The organism is Allopusillimonas ginsengisoli (genome assembly GCF_004153455.1).
In the GTDB taxonomy this organism is placed as follows: Bacteria; Pseudomonadota; Gammaproteobacteria; order Burkholderiales; family Burkholderiaceae_B; genus Allopusillimonas; species Allopusillimonas ginsengisoli.
This window is the reverse complement of record NZ_SDQE01000001.1, coordinates 33,419-54,869: the sequence shown is the minus strand read 5'-3', so window position 1 is coordinate 54,869 and position 21,451 is coordinate 33,419. Positions and strand designations below refer to the sequence as shown.

Sequence of the window (21,451 nt, the reverse complement as noted above, 5' to 3'; positions counted from 1 at the left end):
TACGAGGTGGACAATGCCGTCACAAGCGCCCCGCGATTTCCAGGCTAACCTGCGCCTGGGCGAGCAGGTCGGTAAATGGCGTCGGGGGTTTTTCGTCGGTAAACAGTCGGTCTATCTGCGACAGACTGGCGACCTGAACCATGGCCTGCCGATTGAACTTGCTGGCGTCAGTGGCGAGCCAGACCTCGCGCGCATGCGCCATGATGGCCTGCGTCACCTTGACTTCCCGGTAGTCGTAGTCGCGCAGCGACCCATCCTCTTCGATGCCCGAAATGCCGATCAACGCGATATCCACCTTGAACTGACGGATAAAGTCTACGGTCGCTTCGCCAATGATGCCATTGTCGCGGGGGCGCACGACCCCGCCTGCCACAATGACCTCGCACCGGTCATTGCGGCTGAGAATGGCCGCCACATTGATGTTGTTCGTGATGACGCGAAGCCCCGAATGGTTCATGAGGGCCTTGGCAATGGCTTCGGTTGTCGTGCCTATATTGATCAGCAGCGAACAATCGTTGGGCACCGCGCGCGCCACAGCCTGGGCAATGCGGGTTTTGCCTTCGGCATGCAGATTCTCGCGCTGGTGATAGGCAATATTTTCGATCGTGGAATTGGGCAGGCTGGTACCGCCATGAAAACGTGCCAGCAGACCTGCCTCGGACAGGCGCCGCACATCGCGCCTGACAGTCTGCACCGTGACTTCCAGATACTGTGCAAGGTCTTCCAGGGAACTCGTGCCGCGCGCGTGCACGTGCTGCAGTAAACGGATTTGACGGGGGTTGGGGTTCATGAGCAAAGATGTTCCATAGTGATGTGAAACTTTACATCGAAAGAAAACGAATCGATCTTAGGGTTTTCTATGACGGAAATCTGCGTCAAAACGAAAGATAATGAGCGAATTAGAACAAATCAGAAAAGAACCGAGGGAAAATCATGCGGTTGGCGCTTGAAGAGATAACCCGGAAAGAAGGGCGGAACACTTGGCTGTATAACACCTCCCTCGAGCTTGCTCCTGGCGCGGTGACTGTGCTGCTGGGCGCCACGCAGGCGGGCAAGACCAGCCTCATGCGCATCATGGCCGGGCTGGACCGGCCGAGTTCGGGTCGCGTGCTTGTCGATGACAAGGATGTGACCGGCATGCCGGTACGTCAGCGCAATGTTGCCATGGTGTATCAGCAGTTCATCAACTACCCCTCCATGACGGTCGCGCAGAATATCGCTTCGCCGCTGCGTTTGCGCGGTGAACGCAACACGCAAGAGCGAGTACGCCAGCTCGCTCAGCGCCTGCATATCGACATGTTTCTTGACCGGCTGCCGGAAGAGTTGTCGGGCGGGCAGCAGCAGCGCGTTGCGCTGGCGCGGGCGCTGGCCAAAAATGCGCCGCTCATGCTGCTTGACGAACCGTTGGTGAATCTGGATTACAAATTGCGCGAAGAGTTGCGTGAAGAGCTTGGGCAGGTATTTGCCAGTGGCGACTCAACCATTGTGTACGCCACCACGGAGCCGACAGAAGCCTTGCTGCTGGGGGGGTACACGGCCGTGGTTGATAAAGGCAAGGTTTTGCAATATGGCCCTGCGCTGGATGTGTTTCAGCATCCGCAAACCCTGAAGGTCGCGAGGGCGTACAGCGATCCCCCCATGAATTTCTTTACTGCGCCACGCGTATCCGGCGGCGTGCAGCTGCCGCGATCCGGCCTGTTGCCACTGACGATGGACGATAGTCTGGGGGCGCCCGGGAAAGTCACAGTCGGCCTGCGGGCGGTTTCCTTGCGGTTGCAGCGTCGTGAAGGGGACATCAGCCTGGATGGCCGTGTACTGCTGGGGGAAATTTCCGGTTCCGATACCTTTCTGCATCTCAGGACAGAAATTGGAGACCTGGTCGCACAGCTTCCGGGCGTTCACAACCTGGAGATCGGAGGCCAGCTACCTCTGTATTTTTCGCCCGCAGCATGTTTTGTCTTTGACGACGCCGGCGATCTTATCCTTGCGCCGCGAACAGGAGCATAAACATGGCCCGTATTGATCTGGATCTGGCGCATGCCTACAGGCCCAATCCTCAGCGTGAAGAGGATTACGCGTTGCTGCCGCTCAAGATGACTTTTGAAGATGGCGGCGCATATGCCTTGCTAGGCCCATCAGGTTGCGGCAAGACCACCATGCTCAACATTATTTCCGGCTTGATCGAGCCATCGCAAGGCACGGTTAGTTTCGATGGCATAGACAAGACTGCCGCCACCCCGCAGGAACGCAACATCGCACAAGTGTTTCAGTTTCCCGTGATCTACGACACCATGACGGTAGGCGAGAATCTTGCGTTTCCGTTGCGCAATCGCAAGATGCCTTCCGAACGGATCAAGGAGCGGGTTGGGCAGATTGCCGAAATGCTGGAGCTCAGCCATCAGCTGGATCATCGCGCTGCGCATTTGTCTGCCGACGCCAAGCAAAAAATATCGCTGGGACGCGGCCTGGTCAGGCCGGATGTTTCCGCCATTCTGTTCGATGAGCCGCTTACCGTGATCGATCCCCAGCTCAAGTGGCAGCTGCGCCGCAAGCTCAAGCAGATACATAGAGAGCTCAAGCTCACGCTCATTTATGTCACGCATGACCAGGTCGAAGCGCTGACTTTTGCTGAACAAATCATGGTCATGTCGCGTGGCCGGGTGGTGCAAATGGGAACACCGGCCGAGCTTTTCGAGCGGCCCGCCCATACCTTTGTTGGACATTTCATCGGCTCGCCAGGCATGAATCTGCTGCCCGCACAGGGCAGTGCGGACGGTCTGGTGGTGGCGGGGCAGAACGTTGCGGTGCCCCAGGGCATGTCCTTGCCAACGGGTGATCTGAAGCTCGGCATACGGCCTGAGTACACCCGGCTCGCACCGGTCGGCCAAGCCGGCGTGATGCCAGCGCAGGTCGAAAAGGTGCAGAACATAGGCGCGTGCTGGCTGCTGACAGCACGCATTGGCGAGCATACCCTCAGGGCCAGGCTCGATCTGGATCAGCAGCCCCCGGTTGTTGGAAGCGCTGCGGGCCTTGCGCTGATTGGCCCTCATACCTGCTTCTACCGTCATGAGGAACTGGTGCCATGAGTACTGCCTGCGTCATCTTCTGCGACCGCCACACAAGGAGGGCGGCACAATGAGTCAATCCATAAAGCCGGTCAATCAGAAGGCATGGTGGCTTATTCTTCCGGTCTGCCTGTGCGTGGCTTTTTCAGCCGTCATTCCCTTGATGACTGTGGTGAATTATTCCGTTCAGGATGTGATCTCGCCCACAAGGTCGGTATTTGTAGGCACAGAGTGGTTTGCTGCCGTCATGCGCGACGAAGAACTGCATGCGGCGCTATTGCGACAACTGGGCTTTTCGCTATCAGTACTCGCTATCGAGATTCCCCTGGGCATCCTGTTGGCGCTGTCCATGCCCGCCACAGGCTGGCGCGCGTCTGCCGTGCTGGTGCTGGTAGCGCTGTCGCTGCTTATTCCGTGGAACGTGGTGGGTACGATATGGCAGATTTTTGGCCGTACGGATATCGGACTTATGGGGCGCACACTGCACCTTTTGGGTATCGACTACAGCTATGCGGCTAACCCCACTCAGGCGTGGCTCACTGTGTTGTTGATGGATGTCTGGCACTGGACGCCGCTGGTCGCGCTGCTGGCTTACGCGGGGTTGCGCTCCATTCCCGATGCCTACTATCAGGCGGCCAGCATTGATGGCGCCAGCCGTTTAGCCGTGTTCCGCTACATACAGTTGCCCAAGATGCGTGGCGTGCTAATGATTGCCGTGCTGTTGCGTTTCATGGATAGCTTCATGATCTATACCGAACCCTTTGTCCTGACCGGTGGTGGGCCTGGCGATGCCACGACCTTTCTTAGCCAATATCTGACCCAGAAGGCGGTTGGCCAGTTCGACCTTGGGCCCGCCGCGGCATTTTCACTGATTTACTTCCTGATCATTCTGCTGTTCTGCTTCATCCTTTACAACTGGATGTTGCGCGTAGGCACTCAGGACAGGAGTTCGAGCGATGAGTAGACGCAAACCTCTCAGGATACGCACACTATTTCTGCTGCTCTATCTGCTGTTCGCCATGCTGCCCATCTATTGGATGGTCAACATGAGCTTCAAGACCAACGCCGGCATCCTGTCCAGCTTTTCCTTGTTGCCCCAGAACTTCACCTGGGCGAACTACGTCACGATCTTTACCGACCCTTCCTGGTACAACGGTTATATCAACAGCTTGATTTACGTGGCGCTCAATACCGTCATTTCACTGACGGTGGCGTTGCCTGCCGCCTATGCCTTCTCCCGGTATCAGTTTCTGGGCGACAAGCATGTCTTCTTTTGGCTGCTTACCAACCGCATGACGCCGCCCGCGGTATTTTTGCTTCCCTTTTTCCAGCTGTACAGCACGCTCGGCATGATGGATACCTATTGGGCGGTTGCGCTTGCTCACCTGGTATTCAATGTGCCGCTGGCGGTATGGATACTCGAAGGCTTTATGAGCGGAATACCGCGCGAGATCGACGAAACGGCGTACATAGACGGCTACAGCTTTCCGCGTTTCTTTCTCACTGTCTTTTTGCCGCTGATCAAGGCAGGCGTCGGTGTCGCGGCATTCTTCTGCTTTATGTTCAGCTGGGTAGAACTCTTGCTGGCGCGAACACTGACCAGCGTCAATGCCAAGCCCATTGTCGCAACGATGACACGAACCGTGTCGGCCTCCGGCATGGACTGGGCCACGCTTGCGGCGGCGGGCACGCTCACCATTATTCCGGGCGCCATTGTGATCTGGTTTGTGCGCCACTATATCGCCAAGGGTTTTGCGATGGGGCGTGTATGAGCAACCCCCTCTTTGAATCACAACTCAGGAGCTCTCCATGTTCGGCTGGATGATGTGGACTCTGCCTACTGCAGTGTTCTTTATTTGCATTGCATTGATGTTGGTGGCAATGACGCTGTGGGAGCTGCGCTCTCCCACGGCCTTGCGCAAAGGGTTTCTGCCGATTTCCACCACGCGCGGCGATCGCTTGTTCATCGGCCTGTTGATCGCAGCGTATATCAACCTGACGTTTCTCGGCATGGGCGAGCATTTCATGGACTGGCTGAGCCTGGACGACGAGCCGAGTGTCTGGATCAGTTTTATTTTTTCGTTGCTGGTATTGGGATTGGTCATCCGAAAAGGCTGAAGAATGAATATCGCTGTGCGTTCCGGTCATCCCCCCGGCACGACGTTGAGCCAGAAGACGGGGAATTGTTCTACCGAGGAGAAAGCAATGTTATTTCGTCATACCGCGCTGGCCTTTGCCATCACGTGCGCGTTATCCGGCCATGCCTTCGCGGGCGAAGCCGAGGCAAAAAAATGGATAGACAATGAGTTCCAGCCATCCACGCTCAGCAAGGATGAACAGATGGCAGAGATGCAATGGTTCATCGATGCAGCGAAAAAGCTCAAGGAACAAGGCGTCAACGAGATCTCGGTTGTGTCGGAAACCATCACCACGCACGAATACGAGTCCAAGACCCTTGCCAAGGCTTTCGCTGAAATCACCGGCATTACCGTTCATCACGACCTGATACAGGAAGGGGATGTCGTCGAAAAGCTGCAGACATCCATGCAGTCAGGCAAATCCATCTACGATGGCTGGATCTCGGACTCCGACCTGATCGGCACGCACTACCGCTATGGCGAAATGCTGTCACTCACCGACTATATGAATGGGGAGGGCAAAGAGTGGACCAATCCCGGGCTGGACATCGATGATTTCATCGGACGGTCTTTTACCACCGCGCCGGATGGCAAGCTGTATCAACTGCCGGATCAGCAGTTCGCCAATCTGTACTGGTTCCGCGCAGACCTGTTCAATCGTGATGATCTCAAGCAACAATTCAAGGAAAAGTACGGCTATGAACTGGGCGTACCCGTAAACTGGACGGCCTACGAGGACATTGCGAACTTCTTTACCAATGATGTAAAGACCATAGATGGCAAACCCATTTACGGTCACATGGACTACGGGAAAAAAGATCCTTCCTTGGGCTGGCGTTTCACGGATGCCTGGCTGTCGATGGCAGGCACCGCCGACAAGGGCACGCCAAACGGCATGCCTGTTGATGAGTGGGGCATACGTGTCGCGGACGACAAATGCACGCCGGTGGGCGCTTCCGTGGAGCGTGGCGGTGCCACCAACTCGCCTGCAGCCGTCTATGCATTGACCAAGTACATCGACTGGATGAAAAAGTACGCGCCCAAAGAGGCTCAGGGCATGACCTTCAGCGAGTCCGGCCCCGTGCCGGCGCAAGGCCATATCGCCCAGCAGATTTTCTGGTATACCGCCTTCACGGCCGACATGACCAAGAAGGGTTTGCCCGTTGTCAACGACGACGGCACGCCCAAATGGCGCATGGCGCCGGCGCCGCATGGCCCGTACTGGAAAGATGGCATGCAGAATGGCTATCAGGATGTTGGGTCATGGAGCTTTTTCAAGGACCATGATCCCAAGAAAATTGCGGCGGCCTGGCTTTATGCGCAGTTCGTAACCGCCAAAACCACCTCGCTCAAAAAATCGATCGAGGGTCTGACCTTCATCCGCGACAGCGATATCCACAGCGACTACTTCACCGAGAATGCCGACAAGTACGGCGGTTTGATCGAGTTCTATCGCAGCCCTGCGCGGGTTGCATGGACACCTACCGGCACCAACGTTCCTGATTATCCCAAGCTGGCGCAGCTGTGGTGGAAAAACGTCGCAACGGCGATCACAGGCGAAAAAACGCCACAGCAAGCCATGGATAATCTTGCCGACGAAATGGACAAGATCATGGCACGCCTTGAGCGCGCCGGCATGAGCCACTGCGCACCCAAGCTGAACAAAAAGAGCGATCCATCCAAGTGGCTGAGCGATACCCAGGCGCCATGGAAAAAGCTCGATAACGAAAGCCCCAAAGGTGAAACCGTGGCCTACGATGCACTGCTGACCGCCTGGAAGGAAGGGCGCGTCCGGTAATCGGTCTGGACGAGGACGCAGGGCGGGCCTGCGCATTTGCATGGCCCGCAGCTGCCGCCTTGAGTATGCGGCCCTTCGCCGTTACATCGGGGCATCCTCCGTGTTTTACACTTATGGCTGCTGTAATTTTTGGTCTTTATTGTTTATGACAACACCTTCATCCCCGCAAGCACCCGACAGGGCCGGCTTGTTGTCGGCATTGGCCGAACTTGGCCAGGTTGATCTGGCGATCATAGGCGGGGGCGCTACCGGCCTGGGCGTGGCACTGGACGCCGCGCTGCGGGGGCTTTCCGTTGTTCTGCTTGAATCCTGCGATTTTGCCAAAGGCACCTCGTCACGCGCTACCAAGCTCGTGCATGGTGGGGTTCGCTATCTCGCGCAAGGCAATATTTCGTTGGTGCGCGAAGCGCTGCACGAGCGCTCCACATTGCTGCATAACGCCCCGCATCTGGCGCGTCCGCTGCCTTTCGTGATGCCTAGCTACAAATGCTGGGAGGCGCCGTTTTACGGCGTTGGACTCAAGGTATACGATGCGCTGGCTGGTAGCGCGGGCCTGGGCGCTACAGAGTTTCTCAACGCTGCCCGCACACGCGCCTGCATTCCCGGCGTCAGGGAGCAGAACCTCAAAGGCGGCGTCAAGTACTGGGATGGTCAGTTTGATGATGCGCGGCTGGCCCTCGCGCTGGCCCGCACCGCAGCTGCTCAGGGTGCGCTGCTTGTTAATTACTGTCCCGTCAAAGGTCTGCTGCACGAAAACGGCAAAGTCGCTGGGCTGCAATGCGAAGATGCGGAAACCGGCCAGGCCTACGAGGTCAAGGCTCGTTGCGTTGTCAATGCGACAGGCGTCTGGGTAGACGAAATTCGTGCCAAGGATGGCGAGGCCACAGGCCGGGCCACGACTGCGATGGTCGCGCCCAGCCAGGGCGTGCACTTGGTGGTCGACAGTGAGTTTTTCCCGGGAGATCACGCGCTTCTTGTGCCCAAGACCGAAGACGGTCGTGTGTTGTTCGCCGTTCCGTGGCTGGGCAAAGTCATACTGGGCACGACCGATACCCCGCGTCACGATCTGTCACGGGAACCCACGCCATTTGCGGACGAGGTCAAGTTCATTCTCGGCGAGGCGGGCAAGTATCTGCGACGCGCCCCAGCGCGCGACGATGTCAGAAGCGTCTGGGTTGGTTTGCGTCCCCTGGTTCGCCCTACGGGCGATGAAGGCATGACCAAGAAATTGAGCCGCGAGCATACCGTGCTGGTCAGCCCTAGCGGGCTGGTCACCGTCACGGGTGGTAAATGGACGACTTATCGGGCCATGGCGGAAGACGTGCTTGAACGGTGTGTCCAGGATGGCCTGCTGGCGCCACTGCCTCGATCCAGAACAGCGGATTTCCCGCTGGTGGGCGCCCAGCAGGGCGCCACCAGCCGCGTTTCCATCAGCGCGGCGCCGGGCCTGAACGCCTACGGTTCGGAAGCCGCCATGGTGCAAGCGCTGCCCGGTGCAGACATCGACCTGGCGCCGGGGCTGACCGAAGCCATGGTGCGCTTTGGCGCCCGTTACGAATATGCGCGCAATGTCGAGGACATTCTCGCCCGCCGGTCGCGCATTCTGTTTCTTGATGCGCGCCTGGCTGCAGCGCTGGCCCCTCGATGTGCTGAGATCCTGCGCGAAGAACTGGGTGGGCACGAGCCCGAGCTCGAGCGTTTTCAAGCCCTGGCGGAACAATATCAGCATTTGCCGGCCTGATCTGCGCGCTATTGCATGAACAGCGTGCCGGCTGCTTCAAAATGCCGGGCAAAGTAGGGATTATCCAGAGAGTCGACTCGTACGCGGCCACCCGAAGAGGGCGCATTCACGAATTGCCCGTTCCCTATGTAAATGCCCATATGGGAATAGGGCCGATTCAGCGTGTTGAAAAACACAAAATCGCCCGCTTTGAGTTGGCGCCGCGACACCGGGCGGCTCATTTTCGCAATACTGGCCGTGTGATGTGGCAAGCGCCGCTGCACGGCGTCATCAAAGACATACGCCACCAGCCCGCTGCAGTCGAACCCCTGATTGGGCCCGTTGCCGCCATATCGGTAAGGCGTGTCGACAAGACCCAACGCAGTCAGCACGACATTGCCGCGCTGTGCAGGATCAACCGAAACGGCCTGGAAATTCGCGCCCTGACTGCCTGTGCGTGAAGAAGGTCCAGCACACGCCGCCAATACCATTAGCAAAGCGCCCAGAACAATCCAGCTTCCTATCTTAATGCGACGAAAAGTTTCAAGTTGTTGTTTTTGCATCACAAATCGCCCGAATTTTTCTGTCAATTTGGCCTAAAAAAAATAGTTCGATGATGATTGTCATGTTACTTTATATCAATATTTGCTAGTATTTTTACTTAGGTTTTTACAGACACAGACTTCTGCGACTGCTCGGGATTGCTATTCAGGCTTGCATCGCAAGCTGAATTACAAACAATATTGTCACCACTCAAGATGGGATCATGTCGTTTTCATTGCCTCTGCTTGTCCTTGTTGTAACAAAACGTTTTTTTTAATGTGTTTTTGATTCAAGGCGGCGCTCGCCGCCATGCGACCTTTTTTGTTTTTGCGGGGAACAAATGCCTGTATCGGACAATACACTGTTAAACGATATCCAAGAAGTCAACCTGTCTTATCTCATGCTTGCACAGCGCTTGCTTCACGAGAATTTCGCGGCCGGCGCTTTTCGGCTCGGATTTGGACTGGATGTGGGAAAAATCGTCATGAATCTTTCTCCCGCACAGGTGGTCAAGCTTTCGGCTTCAAACTCGCTGCTCTGCCAGTTCCGGCTCAACGACTACGATTTACTGTCTACATTGACCCAAGACGTCCTGGGTGGCATCTTGCAGCAGGCACACTCCACAATACTGCTTGCTCAGCGAGGTTCCGTCGAAATGGCCGGCGAGCGCGCGTAGTCAGGATGGCAAACAAAAGCGTAACTCGCGAGGCCGAAGACATCGTGCGGGCATCCAGTATGGTACGCCTGGGCGCCCGCCTGCAGGTGCTTCAGGCGGAAACCGCGCTCAGCTATGATCGCCTGGCCCGGTTGTACAAAGAAATCCGCGGCTGCTCACCTCCCAAGGGAATGCTTCCGTTCTCGGTAGACTGGTTCATGACCTGGCTCCCCAATATTCACGCCAGCCTGTTCTACAGCATCTATCACTATCTGGAAACCAATTTCCCTCTCGCCAAGGCTGATGTCCTGGTTGAGGCATATCGGCTCTATCTTGAGCAGTCCTCGGTGGGTCGCCCTGAAGGCGCCGATGAGCAGCCACTGTTGAGCTTTACCAGGGCATGGATGCTGATTCGCTTCTTTGACAGCAACATGTTGCAACTGTCTCGTTGCGTCCGTTGCGGTGGCGATTTTGTGGCGCACGCCTACGATCCGCAGGCGGATTTCGTTTGCGCCATCTGCAAGCCCCCGCCGCGTGCCGGCAAGTGCCGGGCTCGCGCGGCGAACCCGGCGGCCCCGCACGCGCAACAGTCCTTGCTCACGGCCAGCCCGCGCGCCGCGAACGCCAGATCGCGCAATTCCTGAGGGCATCGGACAGCGTCGCGAAGTGAACTGACGCCATAAAGTTGAGCACCTTTCCAGCCTTTCGGGCGCAGTTTCTGGCCCGCTTCGGTTTCCTGGACAGTCGCCAAGGCTAGTGCCAGGCGTTTCAGGCACCTCCGACCTTGGGTTGGGGGGGCTGTATTTCCGGTCGATATCACTGGCTTGCAGCGATCGCAGCGTTGTCAAAACAGCACGTGGATCTGGCCCTGAAAAGCCCTGTTGTCAGTGCATTTCGGTCAACCGAATGCGCGGATCATTGACACACCTATCTGTTCAAGGTTTAACGGTGTTTATTCTGATTGGTTTTTTGATTGTTTTTCTCTCCGTATTCGGTGGGTTTGTTGCGTTGGGTGGCCACTTGGGCGCCTTGTATCAGCCATTTGAGTTTGTGCTGATTGGGGGCGCGGCGCTGGGTGCCTACCTGGCCGCCAGCAACGGCAAATCAGTCAAAATGCTGTTGCGAGCCATACCGCTTGCCGTCGCCAAGAATCCATACGGCAAGGATCTGTACATGGAGCTGATGGCTCTGCTGTATGTGCTGCTGAACAAAGCGCGACGCGATGGCCTCATGTCCATCGAAAGCGATTTCGAAGACCCCGCCTCCAGTCCGATATTTGCCGAATATCCGCGCATCCTCAATGATGAGGGCTTGATGGACTTCATCGCAGACTACTTGCGGCTGATGATAAGTGGGAACATGAGCGCATACGAAATCGAGACCCTGATGGATCAGGATCTGGAGACGCAGCGCCACGAGAAGCACGTTCCCGTTGATGCATTGCGAGCCGTGGCCGACGCATTGCCCGCCTTCGGCATTGTGGCCGCGGTGCTGGGCGTCATCAAGGCGCTGGCCTCAGTCGATGCTCCTCCCGTCGTGTTGGCCGACCTGATATCCAAAGCCATGGTGGGCACATTCCTGGGAATCCTGATGGCCTACGGCTTTGTCGGACCGCTGGCAAGCACCATAGAGCGCCGTTCGGGGACCTTCCTCAAGGTGCTCGAATGTATCAAGGTGACTATGCTCGCAAGCATGAGCGGCTATCCTCCTCAACTGGCCGTGGAGTTTGGACGCAAGGTGTTGTATTCCCATGTGCGCCCCTCTTTCATGGAGCTTGAGGCGCACGTCCGGCAAGCTCGCGGCACAAACAAAACGGCGCAGTAGAAAGGCATGAGCAAATCCCAGCCGCGTGTTGTTATACGCAGAAAACGACCATGCGCCGAAGCCGCCCACGGCGGAAGTTGGAAAATCGCCTATGCCGATCTCATGACCGCCATGATGGCCTTTTTCCTTGTTATGTGGCTGCTCTCCATGGTTCCCCGGAACGAATTGGGTGCAATCGCTGAGTATTTTCGTATGCCTTTGATGACAGCAATTACGGGCGGCCCCCGGATGGGCGATGCGCGTAACATGATTCCTGGTGGAGAACCCAGCGTGATTCCCAACACACAGCCCTTGCCGGGAAACGGCGCAGGCGATGCTCAGGAACTCGACATGGATCAGCGCGATACCTTGAGTCTTGAAAATCTAAAATCCGACCTCGAAAGCCTGATTCAGACCGATCCCATATTGCGGCAGTTCCGCCCGCAACTCTTGTTGGACATGACGCCTGACGGGTTACGAGTGCAGATTATCGACAGGCAAAACAGGCCTATGTTTGCGACAGGCAGCGCTCAGGTTCAGCCTTACATGCAAGACATTCTTCAGCAGCTTGGTCCCATGTTCAACGGCCTGCCCAACAGTATCAGCATCTCGGGCCATACAGATTCTCTGCGGTATGCGACTGGCGAGCGAGAGTACAGCAATTGGGAGCTGTCCGCTGATCGGGCCAATGCCGCGCGCAAAGAGCTGGTGAATGGTGGAATGGACGAGGCCAAGATCAAGCGTGTTGTTGGTCTTTCTTCGTCCGTGAGCCTGGTCAAAGAGAATCCTGCAGCGGCTGTTAATCGTCGAATCAGCATTGTCGTTCTCAATCGGCAGGCCGAGCGGCGTATAGACCAGCAGCATGAATCACGCGCATCTGGTGCCAGGGTTGATGAGCATCTGAGTTCGATGCAGCAAGATTCTACGTCCGCTTCGAGCGCCAAGCCCTAGGCGCATGGGTACAGGCATGAGCGCAGATGGGGATGACGACCAGCTCTCCGAAGCCTTCTTCGAAGAAGTTGAGGAGTTGCTGGCGACGATTGAGCAGCAGCTGCTAAGCCTTGATACCAGCAATCCCGACGTTGATCAGTTTCAAGCGATATTTCGCGCAGCCCACTCCATAAAAGGGGGGGCGGCTATGGTCGGGGCGTGTGGAATCCTGGCGGAGACCAGCCATTCCCTGGAAAACGTGGTCGCCCTGCTCAGCAGTGGCAAAATGCCTTTGCAAACCTGGATGCTGGATCTTCTGCTGGAAACGAAGGACGTGCTGGAGGGCCAGGTCATTTCCTATCGCAATGGGCAAGAGCCTGATGTTCAGGCTAGCCGACGAATCTGCGCCCGGTTGCAAGCAGCTGCGGCAGCAGCCCCTTGCCATGGGGATGCTACGCCAGACGCCTCGGTGGTTGCGGGCATGCCAAGCCCTATGCGTGAGCCGGCAGCGACGGCTGCGCGCGCTTCCGTATTTTGCGTTAGGGTATCACGGGTCACTGACAACGATGTCGGGGCATTGCTCGCCGAGCTGTCATTGCTGGGCAGCATAGTACATCAGGAACAGTCAGCCGGCGAACTGGACGTTTGGCTCGACACAAGTGCCTCGGCTGCCGACATCGCTGCCGTATGCGGCTTCACCGTTAAAGCGGATCAAGTCCGGGTGTTCAATGAAAATCCGCTTGGCTGCAACAATCTTACGAGCTCTGCGTTTTCGGCCAACACAGCCGGACTCAGCTCAGCCATTGACGCGCCGTCAAAATCTTCGCCGCCCGTTTCCAGCGAACAGCCGCAGACCCCCTTGGGCCGCAGTATCCGGCTGGGTGTTGAAAAGTTAGACCAAGTCATTGATCTGGTCGATGAACTTATCATGACGCAGGCGATGGCCGTGAACGCATCGTCTGCACTTGATCCGGCCGATCATCCCCGTCTGTTCCGGGCGATCCAACGGTTCGAGCGCAATGCGCTCGACCTGAAATCAGCAATGATGCTCATGCGTGCAATGCCGATGGATGCCGTGTTCGGCCGCCTGGCGCGAATCGCGCGGGACAGTGCCGCAAAGCTGGGCAAGAAGGTCAGGCTAGCTATCCAAGGCCGAGAAGTCGAGCTGGACAGAAGCCTGATAGAGCGCATCATCGACCCGCTTACGCATATTGTGCGCAATAGCGTGGATCATGGCATAGAAACACCCGAAAAGCGCCGGGCAGCGGGAAAGAGCTCTCACGGAAACCTGACGCTTTCGGCAGCGCCTCATGGCGCCCACCTTGTCATTGAAGTGTCGGATGATGGCGCCGGGTTGCAACGAGACCGCATTTTACGCAAGGCGTTGTCGTTGGGGCTGCCTGTCACCAACAGTACACCAGACAATGAATTGTGGCCGCTCATTCTTTTGCCAGGTTTCTCCACCGCCAATCAGGTTACCGAAATCTCGGGACGAGGCGTTGGCATGGACGTGGTCAGGCACAACATCCACGCTATAGGCGGGCAGATACAGCTGTTCTCGCGGGCGGGGCAAGGCACAACTACACGGATTACGCTGCCGCTGACGCGGGCCACGCGGGATGGCAGGCCTGTACAGGCCGCACCCGGGTGAGCTTAAAAGCTTCGAGACTAATTCGCGCAGCGCCCGTCACGCCAAAGAGCACGGTCCGCACGCGGAGGGCGGCAACGCCATCGGCCAAACCGGATGAAGGGCGGGGAAGCAAGTATTAACCGGAGAGCATAAGTGGTACAGAAAACGATGAAAATCCTGGTGGTCGACGATTTTCCGACCATGCGCAGGATCATCAAGAACCTGTTGAAGGATCTGGGGTTCGAGAACGTGGACGAAGCCGAGGACGGTGCGCAGGGTCTGGAGAAGCTGCGGAACGGCAGCTTTGAGCTCGTAGTCTCGGACTGGAACATGCCGCACATGAATGGGTTGGACATGCTCAAGCACATTCGGGCGGAACCGGCGCTGAGCGCACTTCCAGTGCTCATGGTGACGGCCGAAGCAAAAAAGGAAAACATCATCGCGGCAGCCCAGGCCGGAGCCGATGGCTATGTGGTCAAGCCCTTTACAGCGGCGACGCTGGAGGAAAAACTGAGCAGGATTTTCGAGAAGCTTGCGGCGAAGAAAACATCATGAATAGCAAAGACACTTTCCTGGTCTCAGACAACGATGCCTCCGGAAACCCCGACCTCATACACCGCATTGCCTTGGTAACCCGTACGCTCAGGCAAAGCATGCGTGAACTGGGGTTGGACACGGCGATCAAGGATGCGGCGCACGCCATTCCCGATGCACGCGATAGGCTGCACTACGTTGCGAGCATGACAGAGCAGGCCGCAAATCGCGTCCTGAACGCGGCGGAGCGCACCATGCCGCTGCAAGATCAACTCAGGCGCGATGCCGAAGGCCTGGCGATGCGCTGGCAAAACTGGTTCGAAACGCCCTTGGATATACCGGAGGCCCGTCTGATTGTCGACGACACATGTACGCTGTTGGCCGACGTGCCAGGCAAGGTCCAGGAAACACAGGATTTGCTGAGAGAAATCATCCTGGCGCAGGACTTTCAGGATCTGACTGGTCAAGTCATCACGAAGATGCTAGGCGTGATGGCCACCCTGGAAACCGAACTCGTCCAAGTACTGATAGATAGCGTACCCCAGGAACGGCGCGATGAAGCATTTTCTCGCTTGAATGGTCCCGGGCGCGGTCACGAGCAAAAAAAGGATATCGTCACTGGCCAGGATCAGGTGGATGAGTTGCTGGCTAGTCTAGGGCTGTAAGGCGTGGCGGAAGACAGTGATCTGGAAAAGACCGAGCCGGCTTCACCACAGCGCCTGCAGAAAGCGCGCGAAGCGGGGCAAGTAGCCCGCTCGCGTGAATTGAGTACATTTTTCCTGTTGTCGATAGGACTGGCGGGGCTTTGGTTGGGCGGGGAACGCATGTACCGCTGTTTGTCACGCATCATGCATGCGGGACTGTGGTTTGTACCCGAAGCTGCCCGGGATGAAAGCCTGATGCGCTTTCAGGCTGAAAAGTCTGCGTTGGATGCTTACTGGTCTTTGGCGCCTTTCCTTTTCGCCCTGACCTTGACAGCACTTCTGGCACCGGCGGCATTGGGCGGAATTGTGCTTTCCATGCGCGCGCTGCAGCCCAAGTTCGAGCGCTTGAATCCGATGAAGGGCATTCGCCGCATGTTCTCCGCTCAAATGCTGATCGAGCTGATCAAGACGTTGGCCAAGGTGTTCTTGATAGGCATGATGAGCGTATGGGTGATTAGTCATTATCTGACGCAGATGTTAGGGCTCACGTATGTGCCACAGGCTAGAGCCATGGCGATGGGAACAGGGCTTGTGGCTTTGTGTTGCGCGCTTATTGTCGCAACTTTGATCTTGGTAGCGCTCATCGATGTGCCGTGGCAGCTTTTCAGCCATCAGAAAAAGCTACGCATGTCGCTCAAGGATGTCAGGCAGGAAAACAAGGAAAACGATGGCGATCCCCAGGTCAAGGCACGCATACGTCAGCAGCAGCGTGCCATGGCTCGCCGCAGGATGATGGCCGATGTGCCTCGTGCAGATGTCATTGTTACCAATCCGACGCATTATGCCGTCGCGCTGGCTTACCGCGAGGAGGACGGCGGCGCCCCGCGTGTCGTCGCCAAGGGAGTAGGCCTGGTGGCCGCCCGGGTCCGCCAGCTTGGCGAACAACATCGCATACCCATCCTGAGCGCGCCGCCATTGGCCCGCGCGCTTTATCACAATGTCGATATTGGCCAGGAAATCCCAACGGCGCTGTACTCGGCGGCCGCAGAGGTCTTGGCTTGGGCGTTCCAGTTGCGCAACTGGCAGCGTGGCAAAGGTTATAAGCCTCGCCTGCCCGAGTCGCTGCCAGTTCCCACGACGCTTGACCCCGCTCAGCCAGGCAGTCCGGCATCGCGGGCAACAAATGTTTCATATCAAGGTGATGGCGCATGAATGCGATACGCTCACTGCTCGGAGATAGCGTTGGCGCTTCATACGCCAGGCTCATGGTAGGTCCCATACTGATTGTCATGGTATTGGCCATGATGATTCTTCCGTTGCCGCCGTTCTTTCTGGATCTGCTTTTTACTTTCAATATTTCGCTGTCAATCATGATATTGCTGGTGGCGATGTTCACGAAAAAACCGCTGGACTTTGCGGCTTTCCCGGCGGTGCTTTTGTTTGCCACCTTGTTGCGCCTTGCCTTGAATGTCGCCTCGACCCGGGTTGTGCTGCTGCACGGACATAAGGGCGCGGATGCCGCCGGTCAGGTGATCGAGGCCTTTGGGCATTTTCTGGTTGGCGGCAATTTTGCCGTGGGTGTTGTCGTATTTCTGATTCTTGTCATCATCAATTTCGTTGTGATTACCAAAGGTGCCGGACGCATTGCTGAAGTGGGCGCTCGCTTTACGCTTGACGCCATGCCCGGCAAGCAAATGGCCATTGATGCTGACCTGAACGCCGGTCTCGTCAATGAGGATGAGGCGCGCCGCCGCCGCACCGAGGTGGCCCAGGAAGCTGAGTTCTATGGTTCGATGGATGGCGCCAGCAAGTTTGTGCGGGGCGATGCGATTGCCGGGTTGCTGATAATGGCCATCAACGTGGCGGGCGGTCTGGTTATCGGAATGGCCCAGCACGACTTGGGCCTGGGCGACGCCGCTAGGATGTATACACTACTGACGATAGGCGATGGCCTGGTCGCGCAGATTCCAGCGTTGATCATTTCCACTGCAGCGGGTGTGATCGTCTCCCGCGTAGCAACGGATCAGGACGTTGGCCAGCAAATGGCAAGTCAACTGTTCTCCAACCCGCACGTACTGTTTATTACGTCCGGCTTGATGGGGGCGCTGGGGTTGATTCCCGGTATGCCTCATGCCGCTTTTCTTCTGTTGGCGGCGCTGCTGGCCGGGGCAGGGTGGTGGCGGCATGTGCGTGCCCTGAAAGAGACGGCGCAACCGGCCAACAAGAAATCGCAGCAAAAGGAAGGTGTAGAGCCTGCCGCGGAGGAGGCCAGCTGGAATGATGTGTCATTGGTCGATCCTTTGGGGCTCGAGGTAGGCTACCGATTGATTCCACTCGTGGATCACACGCAAAATGGCGACTTGCTGCACCGTATCCGCAGCCTGCGCAAGAAGTTCGCGCAAGAGGTGGGCTTTCTGCCGCCGGTAGTCCATATTCGCGATAATCTCGAACTGCGTCCTGATGACTATCGCATACTTTTGTCTGGGGTTGAGGTGGGTAGAGGCGCTGCGTCCATGGGTCAATGGCTTGCGATTGATCCTGGCGGCATTGCCATGGCGTTGCCCGGGGACAAAACGATAGACCCCGCGTTTGGTCTTCCCGCCACGTGGATCGACGTAACGCTATGTGAACAGGCGCAGGTCGCTGGTTATACCGTTGTCGATGCCAGCACCGTCATCGCCACGCATCTGAATCACCTCATGCACAGATATAGCGCGCGACTGCTCGGGCGCCAGGAGGTGCAGCAATTGGTTGATCATATTGGGCGCCAGGCGCCGAAACTCATCGATGAGCTGGTTCCCAAGACGATTACACTACCTCAGCTGCAGAAACTGCTCAGGGGATTGCTTGAGGAAGGCGTTTATATTCGCGACCTGCGCGGCATTATTGATACGGTCTCCGAGCATGCGCCACGCCTGGCCGCTTTGGATCCGGCGGGGGTTGGCCCGGACGCCGCCGAGTTGCTGGCGTTGACACGAATAGCATTAGGACGAGCGATCACACAGCATTTATTCCCCGGCGGGGCCGAAATGCAGGTTATTGGATTGGACAGCCGACTGGAGCAAGTACTGACGCAGGCCCTCACGACGAGCGGCGCGTTGGAGCCGGGCCTGGCGGAGAAACTATTGCAGGAAGCCGAGCGGGCAGTGACCCATCAGGATGCAAATGGTGATCCAACTGTACTGGTGACATCGCCGTCGCTGAGGGCCTCTTTGTCAAGATTCCTGCGTCACCATTTTCCGCAAATGACGGTGCTTTCCAGCGCGGAAATTCCAGAAGAACGGGTATTGAAGTTCGGTGTCGTTATCGGTGCAAGTGCAGACACAGGGAGCGGCACAGGTTGAGTATTCGGCCTGCCCTTGGGGAAGGGTAGGTATATACAAGCTGGGCCGCGCGCACCTGAAGTCGAAGCATCTCAGGCGGCTCGAAAGTTAGCATGCTTGCCGGTACTGCCGCTGAGGTTGCGTCCGCGGGCATCATAGAGCCCGTCGTGACCGCAAAGGCGAGACAACTGGTTCAAGGCTTCATGGTGGTGCGACCAACATGCAGCGATGGTTGCGCCATTGCTGGTGTTAAGATGCTTGGCGCGTTTGGCGAACTCTAAAAGAAGATCGCAAGGCTCGCTGATGAATCGATGCTTTGCTGCCGCTTGGGCCAAGCCGTCGAGCCCGGCACTGAATCCGCATTGAGCGAGCAGTGCCTGTCGTTTGGCATCCGTGGCAACGAGTTGGTCGATATGGTGATTTTTTTCAACCGTTATTTTCTGAAGCTTATCGATATCCGGTGGCCCTGCCAGCAATAGTTCCTCTTGTTCAAGCATCTCGATGAACTGCGCCAAGAGGCGGTTCTCTTCGCATATCGTGGCATAGAGAAGATCGGCGGCGTCCATGATTAACCGAGCAGCTCGCGGGCGTTTGCAAGCAGGCCATCAGCGATGCGCCTTGTGTCGATATCCAGCCGGCCGGCGATCATGGCCTCGCGAAATGCCTGAACACGCGCCGCATCGAGGTCGCTGCCTGTATTCTGCCCGCTGGACAAATGTCTTGCAGCGGAACTTAGCTGGACGGGCTTTTGATCTGGCAGCAGTGCAGGCGTGGCAGAGGCCGCATCTTGAGACCGCTGAGCGGCATATCGGTTTGGCGTTAGCGGGGACAGCAGACAAGGCGCGATCTTCAACATGATTCTCCGTAGTCGGTGAGCGGGACAACTGGTCGTTCGGAGCTGGTTACGGCACGCATTGAAAATAGTTTAGTGGTTACATAGGCACATGTACAGTATGGCCGTTCAGGACCACACCCGTGATGATTTTTCCCCCGCTCGTTCGAATCTTTATTTCGGCACCGGGCTTTCCATTCTGCAAAGCCTGTGCTTGGCTGGTGGCGACGAAACCCCGGCCGTAGATTTGTGTGCGCACGGTTTGGCCACGGCGAATCATATTGGGAGTGCGCAGAGTTCGTCTGCTTACAGGCACCCCTGCCGCAATGCGCTGCATTGCAAAATGACCGAGCGCCTGCGCCTCATCAAGCACGACATCTTTGGGCAGGCTGAGCAGATCCCCTCTGCGTGTTGCCAGAAGGTCATGCGTGATGACGTCGCCTGGCCGGATCACCTGCTTCGCCACATAGTAGTATCCGTACCGCCGGATGGTTGCAGGTACAAAAGTCGTCCACGCCTGGGCGCCTGTACAGCGAACGCCTACGGTCATGCGTGCGCGCAGATGCTGGTGACGTGGCAGGTAGGGCTGAATACGGTCACATGCCGGAAGCTGGCTTACCCGCGGCGCCTGTACTGATACTTCAATATTGTCGGGCGATACGCCAGCCAGGTTACGTATGAAGCTTTCGACGGCGTTGGCGACCATTACCGGATCCTGGCCTAACCGCGGCGAATCGGGCGATGCCGCAAGCGCCGGCGCCAGGAAGGCAGCCAGATTCAGAAGATAGAGAGCGGAGAACCGAAGCATGAAGGCATTCTATTTTCGGCATTGCGATGGCAATGCCGAAACTGGCTATCTATTGATGCCTTGTTTTCTGATTTATGCATTGCTCGCCCCATCTACCATGCTGACATTCAATAGACCTCATTCAACATCCAAGGCAAAAAATGATAGACCGGCTAGGCGAAGAGCTTGGCTTCTACAGGCAGGCGCTCAGTTTGCGTCACTATCGCCAGGAAGTCCTGGCGGCCAATATTGCCAATGCAGATACACCCAACTACAAGGCGCGTGATTTTGATTTCCCGTCAACGCTCAAGAAGGCACTGTCCGACGCATCGTTGCGTCTATCCGATACGCAGCTGACCCTGACTTCCGCACGCCATATTCCCGCAAAGGCATCCACGCTCGGTCCCGAGCATTTGCTGTACCGTCAACCACTGCAGCCCAGCATGGATGGCAACACGGTCGATATGGATACGGAACGTTTGCGTTTTGCTGATAACGCTTTGCACTATCAGGCGGATCTTGCGGCGATTTCCGCGCGTATCAGAACAATGATGACTGCCTTGCAGCAATAGGCGTCATCCGTTGCAGGAAATATGTATGTCTTCGATGAGTATTTTTCAGATTGCAGGTTCAGCGCTCACGGCGCAATCCCAGCGCATGAACGTATCGGCCAGCAATATGGCGAATGCCAACAGCGCGGCGGGGCCCGACGGGCTGCCTTATCGGGCGCGGCAGGTGGTGTTCAAGATGATGCCGTTAACGGCTGGCGGGCGTCTGGGGGTCGTGGGTGGAGTCAAGGTTGCCGCAGTGTATGAGAGCGGCGCGCCCGCTCGCCTGGTTTACGAACCCTCGAGCCCGCTGGCGAATGATGCAGGTTATGTCGCCATGCCCAATGTTGATCCGATCGCTGAAACTGTCAATATGATTTCTGCGTCGCGATCCTATCAGGCAAATGTTGAGGTCATCAATACTGCAAAGAATCTGGTGATGCGAACCCTGGCCATGGGGCAATAGCCATGCATGCGTCAAACACAGAAACAGAAGATACA

The 21,451-nt window shown here is 57.0% G+C and carries 23 protein-coding genes; 18 read left to right on the top strand and 5 right to left on the bottom strand.

Features of this window, described 5'->3' with window-relative positions:
- Window positions 1-19 precede the first annotated feature (19 nt).
- Entirely contained in the window at window positions 20-790 is a 771-nt protein-coding gene (locus ERE07_RS00300) for a DeoR/GlpR family DNA-binding transcription regulator (protein ID WP_130006885.1), read from the bottom strand.
- Between the two features lie 143 nt (window positions 791-933).
- On the opposite strand from ERE07_RS00300, the gene ERE07_RS00295 reads away from it, so the two are divergent.
- The 7 genes from ERE07_RS00295 (at window position 934) to ERE07_RS00265 (ending at window position 8,742) form a co-directional block, all read left to right on the top strand.
- Window positions 934-2,007 (top strand): ABC transporter ATP-binding protein, encoded by a 1,074-nt coding sequence (locus ERE07_RS00295; RefSeq protein ID WP_130006884.1) that lies wholly within the window; start codon window positions 934-936, stop codon window positions 2,005-2,007.
- A 2-nt stretch (window positions 2,008-2,009) separates the two neighbouring features.
- Complete coding sequence (locus ERE07_RS00290) at window positions 2,010-3,086, top strand: ABC transporter ATP-binding protein (RefSeq protein ID WP_130006882.1); 1,077 nt, start codon at window positions 2,010-2,012, stop codon at window positions 3,084-3,086.
- A gap of 49 nt (window positions 3,087-3,135) precedes the next feature.
- Window positions 3,136-4,029, top strand: a complete 894-nt coding sequence (locus tag ERE07_RS00285) for a carbohydrate ABC transporter permease (protein WP_130006880.1) — start codon at window positions 3,136-3,138, stop codon at window positions 4,027-4,029.
- The gene (locus tag ERE07_RS00280; protein WP_130006879.1) at window positions 4,022-4,837 is read left to right on the top strand and encodes a carbohydrate ABC transporter permease; all 816 of its coding nucleotides are present in this window, start codon (window positions 4,022-4,024) and stop codon (window positions 4,835-4,837) included. The genes ERE07_RS00285 and ERE07_RS00280 overlap by 8 nt, the downstream gene beginning before the upstream one ends.
- A 37-nt stretch (window positions 4,838-4,874) precedes the next feature.
- Window positions 4,875-5,183 carry a DUF2160 domain-containing protein gene (locus ERE07_RS00275; protein ID WP_130006877.1) on the top strand — a complete coding sequence of 103 codons (309 nt, stop codon included), beginning with the start codon at window positions 4,875-4,877 and terminating at the stop codon, window positions 5,181-5,183.
- A gap of 87 nt (window positions 5,184-5,270) precedes the next feature.
- Window positions 5,271-7,001 carry an ABC transporter substrate-binding protein gene (locus tag ERE07_RS00270; RefSeq protein WP_130006876.1) on the top strand — a complete coding sequence of 577 codons (1,731 nt, stop codon included), beginning with the start codon at window positions 5,271-5,273 and terminating at the stop codon, window positions 6,999-7,001.
- Between the two features lie 145 nt (window positions 7,002-7,146).
- Window positions 7,147-8,742 carry a glycerol-3-phosphate dehydrogenase/oxidase gene (locus ERE07_RS00265; RefSeq protein WP_130006875.1) on the top strand — a complete coding sequence of 532 codons (1,596 nt, stop codon included), beginning with the start codon at window positions 7,147-7,149 and terminating at the stop codon, window positions 8,740-8,742.
- Window positions 8,743-8,750: 8 nt separating this feature from the next.
- Here ERE07_RS00265 and ERE07_RS00260 read toward each other — a convergent pair whose 3' ends face one another.
- On the bottom strand, window positions 8,751-9,284 hold the full coding sequence (locus tag ERE07_RS00260) for a C40 family peptidase (protein ID WP_130006874.1): 534 nt from the start codon (window positions 9,282-9,284) through the stop codon (window positions 8,751-8,753).
- 320 nt (window positions 9,285-9,604) lie between these two features.
- Here ERE07_RS00260 and flhD point away from each other — a divergent pair, with 320 nt between their 5' ends.
- The 9 genes from flhD to flhA all read left to right on the top strand — a co-directional run bounded on the left by flhD (window position 9,605) and on the right by flhA (window position 18,804).
- On the top strand, window positions 9,605-9,940 hold the full coding sequence (gene flhD, locus ERE07_RS00255; RefSeq protein ID WP_130006873.1) for a flagellar transcriptional regulator FlhD: 336 nt from the start codon (window positions 9,605-9,607) through the stop codon (window positions 9,938-9,940).
- Window positions 9,941-9,945: 5 nt separating this feature from the next.
- Complete coding sequence (gene flhC, locus ERE07_RS00250) at window positions 9,946-10,563, top strand: flagellar transcriptional regulator FlhC (RefSeq protein WP_130006872.1); 618 nt, start codon at window positions 9,946-9,948, stop codon at window positions 10,561-10,563.
- Between the two features lie 304 nt (window positions 10,564-10,867).
- Complete coding sequence (gene motA / locus ERE07_RS00245) at window positions 10,868-11,743, top strand: flagellar motor stator protein MotA (RefSeq protein ID WP_130006871.1); 876 nt, start codon at window positions 10,868-10,870, stop codon at window positions 11,741-11,743.
- A gap of 6 nt (window positions 11,744-11,749) precedes the next feature.
- Window positions 11,750-12,673 carry a flagellar motor protein MotB gene (gene motB / locus ERE07_RS00240; RefSeq protein WP_130006869.1) on the top strand — a complete coding sequence of 308 codons (924 nt, stop codon included), beginning with the start codon at window positions 11,750-11,752 and terminating at the stop codon, window positions 12,671-12,673.
- A gap of 16 nt (window positions 12,674-12,689) precedes the next feature.
- A complete protein-coding gene (locus tag ERE07_RS00235; protein ID WP_167670685.1) occupies window positions 12,690-14,303 on the top strand; it encodes an ATP-binding protein in 1,614 nt (537 codons plus the stop codon).
- Between the two features lie 132 nt (window positions 14,304-14,435).
- Window positions 14,436-14,837, top strand: a complete 402-nt coding sequence (gene cheY, locus ERE07_RS00230) for a chemotaxis response regulator CheY (RefSeq protein WP_130006865.1) — start codon at window positions 14,436-14,438, stop codon at window positions 14,835-14,837.
- Window positions 14,834-15,481, top strand: coding sequence for a protein phosphatase CheZ (gene cheZ / locus ERE07_RS00225; RefSeq protein WP_130006863.1), 648 nt, complete (start codon window positions 14,834-14,836; stop codon window positions 15,479-15,481). Before cheY ends, cheZ begins: the two co-directional genes overlap by 4 nt.
- Window positions 15,482-15,484: 3 nt before the next feature.
- Window positions 15,485-16,672, top strand: a complete 1,188-nt coding sequence (flhB, locus tag ERE07_RS00220) for a flagellar biosynthesis protein FlhB (protein WP_130006861.1) — start codon at window positions 15,485-15,487, stop codon at window positions 16,670-16,672.
- Window positions 16,669-18,804: a flagellar biosynthesis protein FlhA gene (gene flhA / locus ERE07_RS00215; RefSeq protein ID WP_130006859.1), complete on the top strand. Its 2,136-nt coding sequence runs from the start codon at window positions 16,669-16,671 to the stop codon at window positions 18,802-18,804. Before flhB ends, flhA begins: the two co-directional genes overlap by 4 nt.
- Before the next feature lie 71 nt (window positions 18,805-18,875).
- Here flhA and flgN read toward each other — a convergent pair whose 3' ends face one another.
- The 3 genes from flgN to flgA all read right to left on the bottom strand — a co-directional run bounded on the left by flgN (window position 18,876) and on the right by flgA (window position 20,423).
- Window positions 18,876-19,349 carry a flagellar protein FlgN gene (flgN, locus tag ERE07_RS00210; RefSeq protein WP_130006857.1) on the bottom strand — a complete coding sequence of 158 codons (474 nt, stop codon included), beginning with the start codon at window positions 19,347-19,349 and terminating at the stop codon, window positions 18,876-18,878.
- 2 nt (window positions 19,350-19,351) lie between these two features.
- Window positions 19,352-19,639 (bottom strand): flagellar biosynthesis anti-sigma factor FlgM, encoded by a 288-nt coding sequence (gene flgM / locus ERE07_RS00205; protein ID WP_130006856.1) that lies wholly within the window; start codon window positions 19,637-19,639, stop codon window positions 19,352-19,354.
- Window positions 19,640-19,715: 76 nt separating this feature from the next.
- On the bottom strand, window positions 19,716-20,423 hold the full coding sequence (gene flgA / locus ERE07_RS00200) for a flagellar basal body P-ring formation chaperone FlgA (RefSeq protein WP_130006854.1): 708 nt from the start codon (window positions 20,421-20,423) through the stop codon (window positions 19,716-19,718).
- 140 nt (window positions 20,424-20,563) lie between these two features.
- Here flgA and flgB point away from each other — a divergent pair, with 140 nt between their 5' ends.
- Together flgB and flgC are read left to right on the top strand one after the other, a co-directional pair.
- Window positions 20,564-20,974 carry a flagellar basal body rod protein FlgB gene (flgB, locus tag ERE07_RS00195; protein WP_130006852.1) on the top strand — a complete coding sequence of 137 codons (411 nt, stop codon included), beginning with the start codon at window positions 20,564-20,566 and terminating at the stop codon, window positions 20,972-20,974.
- 25 nt (window positions 20,975-20,999) lie between these two features.
- Window positions 21,000-21,416: a flagellar basal body rod protein FlgC gene (gene flgC / locus ERE07_RS00190; protein WP_130006850.1), complete on the top strand. Its 417-nt coding sequence runs from the start codon at window positions 21,000-21,002 to the stop codon at window positions 21,414-21,416.
- Window positions 21,417-21,451: the final 35 nt, after the last annotated feature.

Bases quoted from the DNA above. Each gene is read 5' to 3' on its own strand.
- ERE07_RS00300 (WP_130006885.1), bottom strand. From the start codon at position 790: ATGAACCCCAACCCCCGTCAAATCCGTTTACTGCAGCACGTGCACGCG.
- ERE07_RS00295 (WP_130006884.1), top strand. From the start codon at position 934: ATGCGGTTGGCGCTTGAAGAGATAACCCGGAAAGAAGGGCGGAACACT.
- ERE07_RS00290 (WP_130006882.1), top strand. From the start codon at position 2,010: ATGGCCCGTATTGATCTGGATCTGGCGCATGCCTACAGGCCCAATCCT.
- ERE07_RS00285 (WP_130006880.1), top strand. From the start codon at position 3,136: ATGAGTCAATCCATAAAGCCGGTCAATCAGAAGGCATGGTGGCTTATT.
- ERE07_RS00280 (WP_130006879.1), top strand. From the start codon at position 4,022: ATGAGTAGACGCAAACCTCTCAGGATACGCACACTATTTCTGCTGCTC.
- ERE07_RS00275 (WP_130006877.1), top strand. From the start codon at position 4,875: ATGTTCGGCTGGATGATGTGGACTCTGCCTACTGCAGTGTTCTTTATT.
- ERE07_RS00270 (WP_130006876.1), top strand. From the start codon at position 5,271: ATGTTATTTCGTCATACCGCGCTGGCCTTTGCCATCACGTGCGCGTTA.
- ERE07_RS00265 (WP_130006875.1), top strand. From the start codon at position 7,147: ATGACAACACCTTCATCCCCGCAAGCACCCGACAGGGCCGGCTTGTTG.
- ERE07_RS00260 (WP_130006874.1), bottom strand. From the start codon at position 9,284: ATGCAAAAACAACAACTTGAAACTTTTCGTCGCATTAAGATAGGAAGC.
- flhD (WP_130006873.1), top strand. From the start codon at position 9,605: ATGCCTGTATCGGACAATACACTGTTAAACGATATCCAAGAAGTCAAC.
- flhC (WP_130006872.1), top strand. From the start codon at position 9,946: ATGGCAAACAAAAGCGTAACTCGCGAGGCCGAAGACATCGTGCGGGCA.
- motB (WP_130006869.1), top strand. From the start codon at position 11,750: ATGAGCAAATCCCAGCCGCGTGTTGTTATACGCAGAAAACGACCATGC.
- ERE07_RS00235 (WP_167670685.1), top strand. From the start codon at position 12,690: ATGAGCGCAGATGGGGATGACGACCAGCTCTCCGAAGCCTTCTTCGAA.
- cheZ (WP_130006863.1), top strand. From the start codon at position 14,834: ATGAATAGCAAAGACACTTTCCTGGTCTCAGACAACGATGCCTCCGGA.
- flhA (WP_130006859.1), top strand. From the start codon at position 16,669: ATGAATGCGATACGCTCACTGCTCGGAGATAGCGTTGGCGCTTCATAC.
- flgN (WP_130006857.1), bottom strand. From the start codon at position 19,349: ATGGACGCCGCCGATCTTCTCTATGCCACGATATGCGAAGAGAACCGC.
- flgM (WP_130006856.1), bottom strand. From the start codon at position 19,639: ATGTTGAAGATCGCGCCTTGTCTGCTGTCCCCGCTAACGCCAAACCGA.
- flgA (WP_130006854.1), bottom strand. From the start codon at position 20,423: ATGCTTCGGTTCTCCGCTCTCTATCTTCTGAATCTGGCTGCCTTCCTG.
- flgB (WP_130006852.1), top strand. From the start codon at position 20,564: ATGATAGACCGGCTAGGCGAAGAGCTTGGCTTCTACAGGCAGGCGCTC.
- flgC (WP_130006850.1), top strand. From the start codon at position 21,000: ATGTCTTCGATGAGTATTTTTCAGATTGCAGGTTCAGCGCTCACGGCG.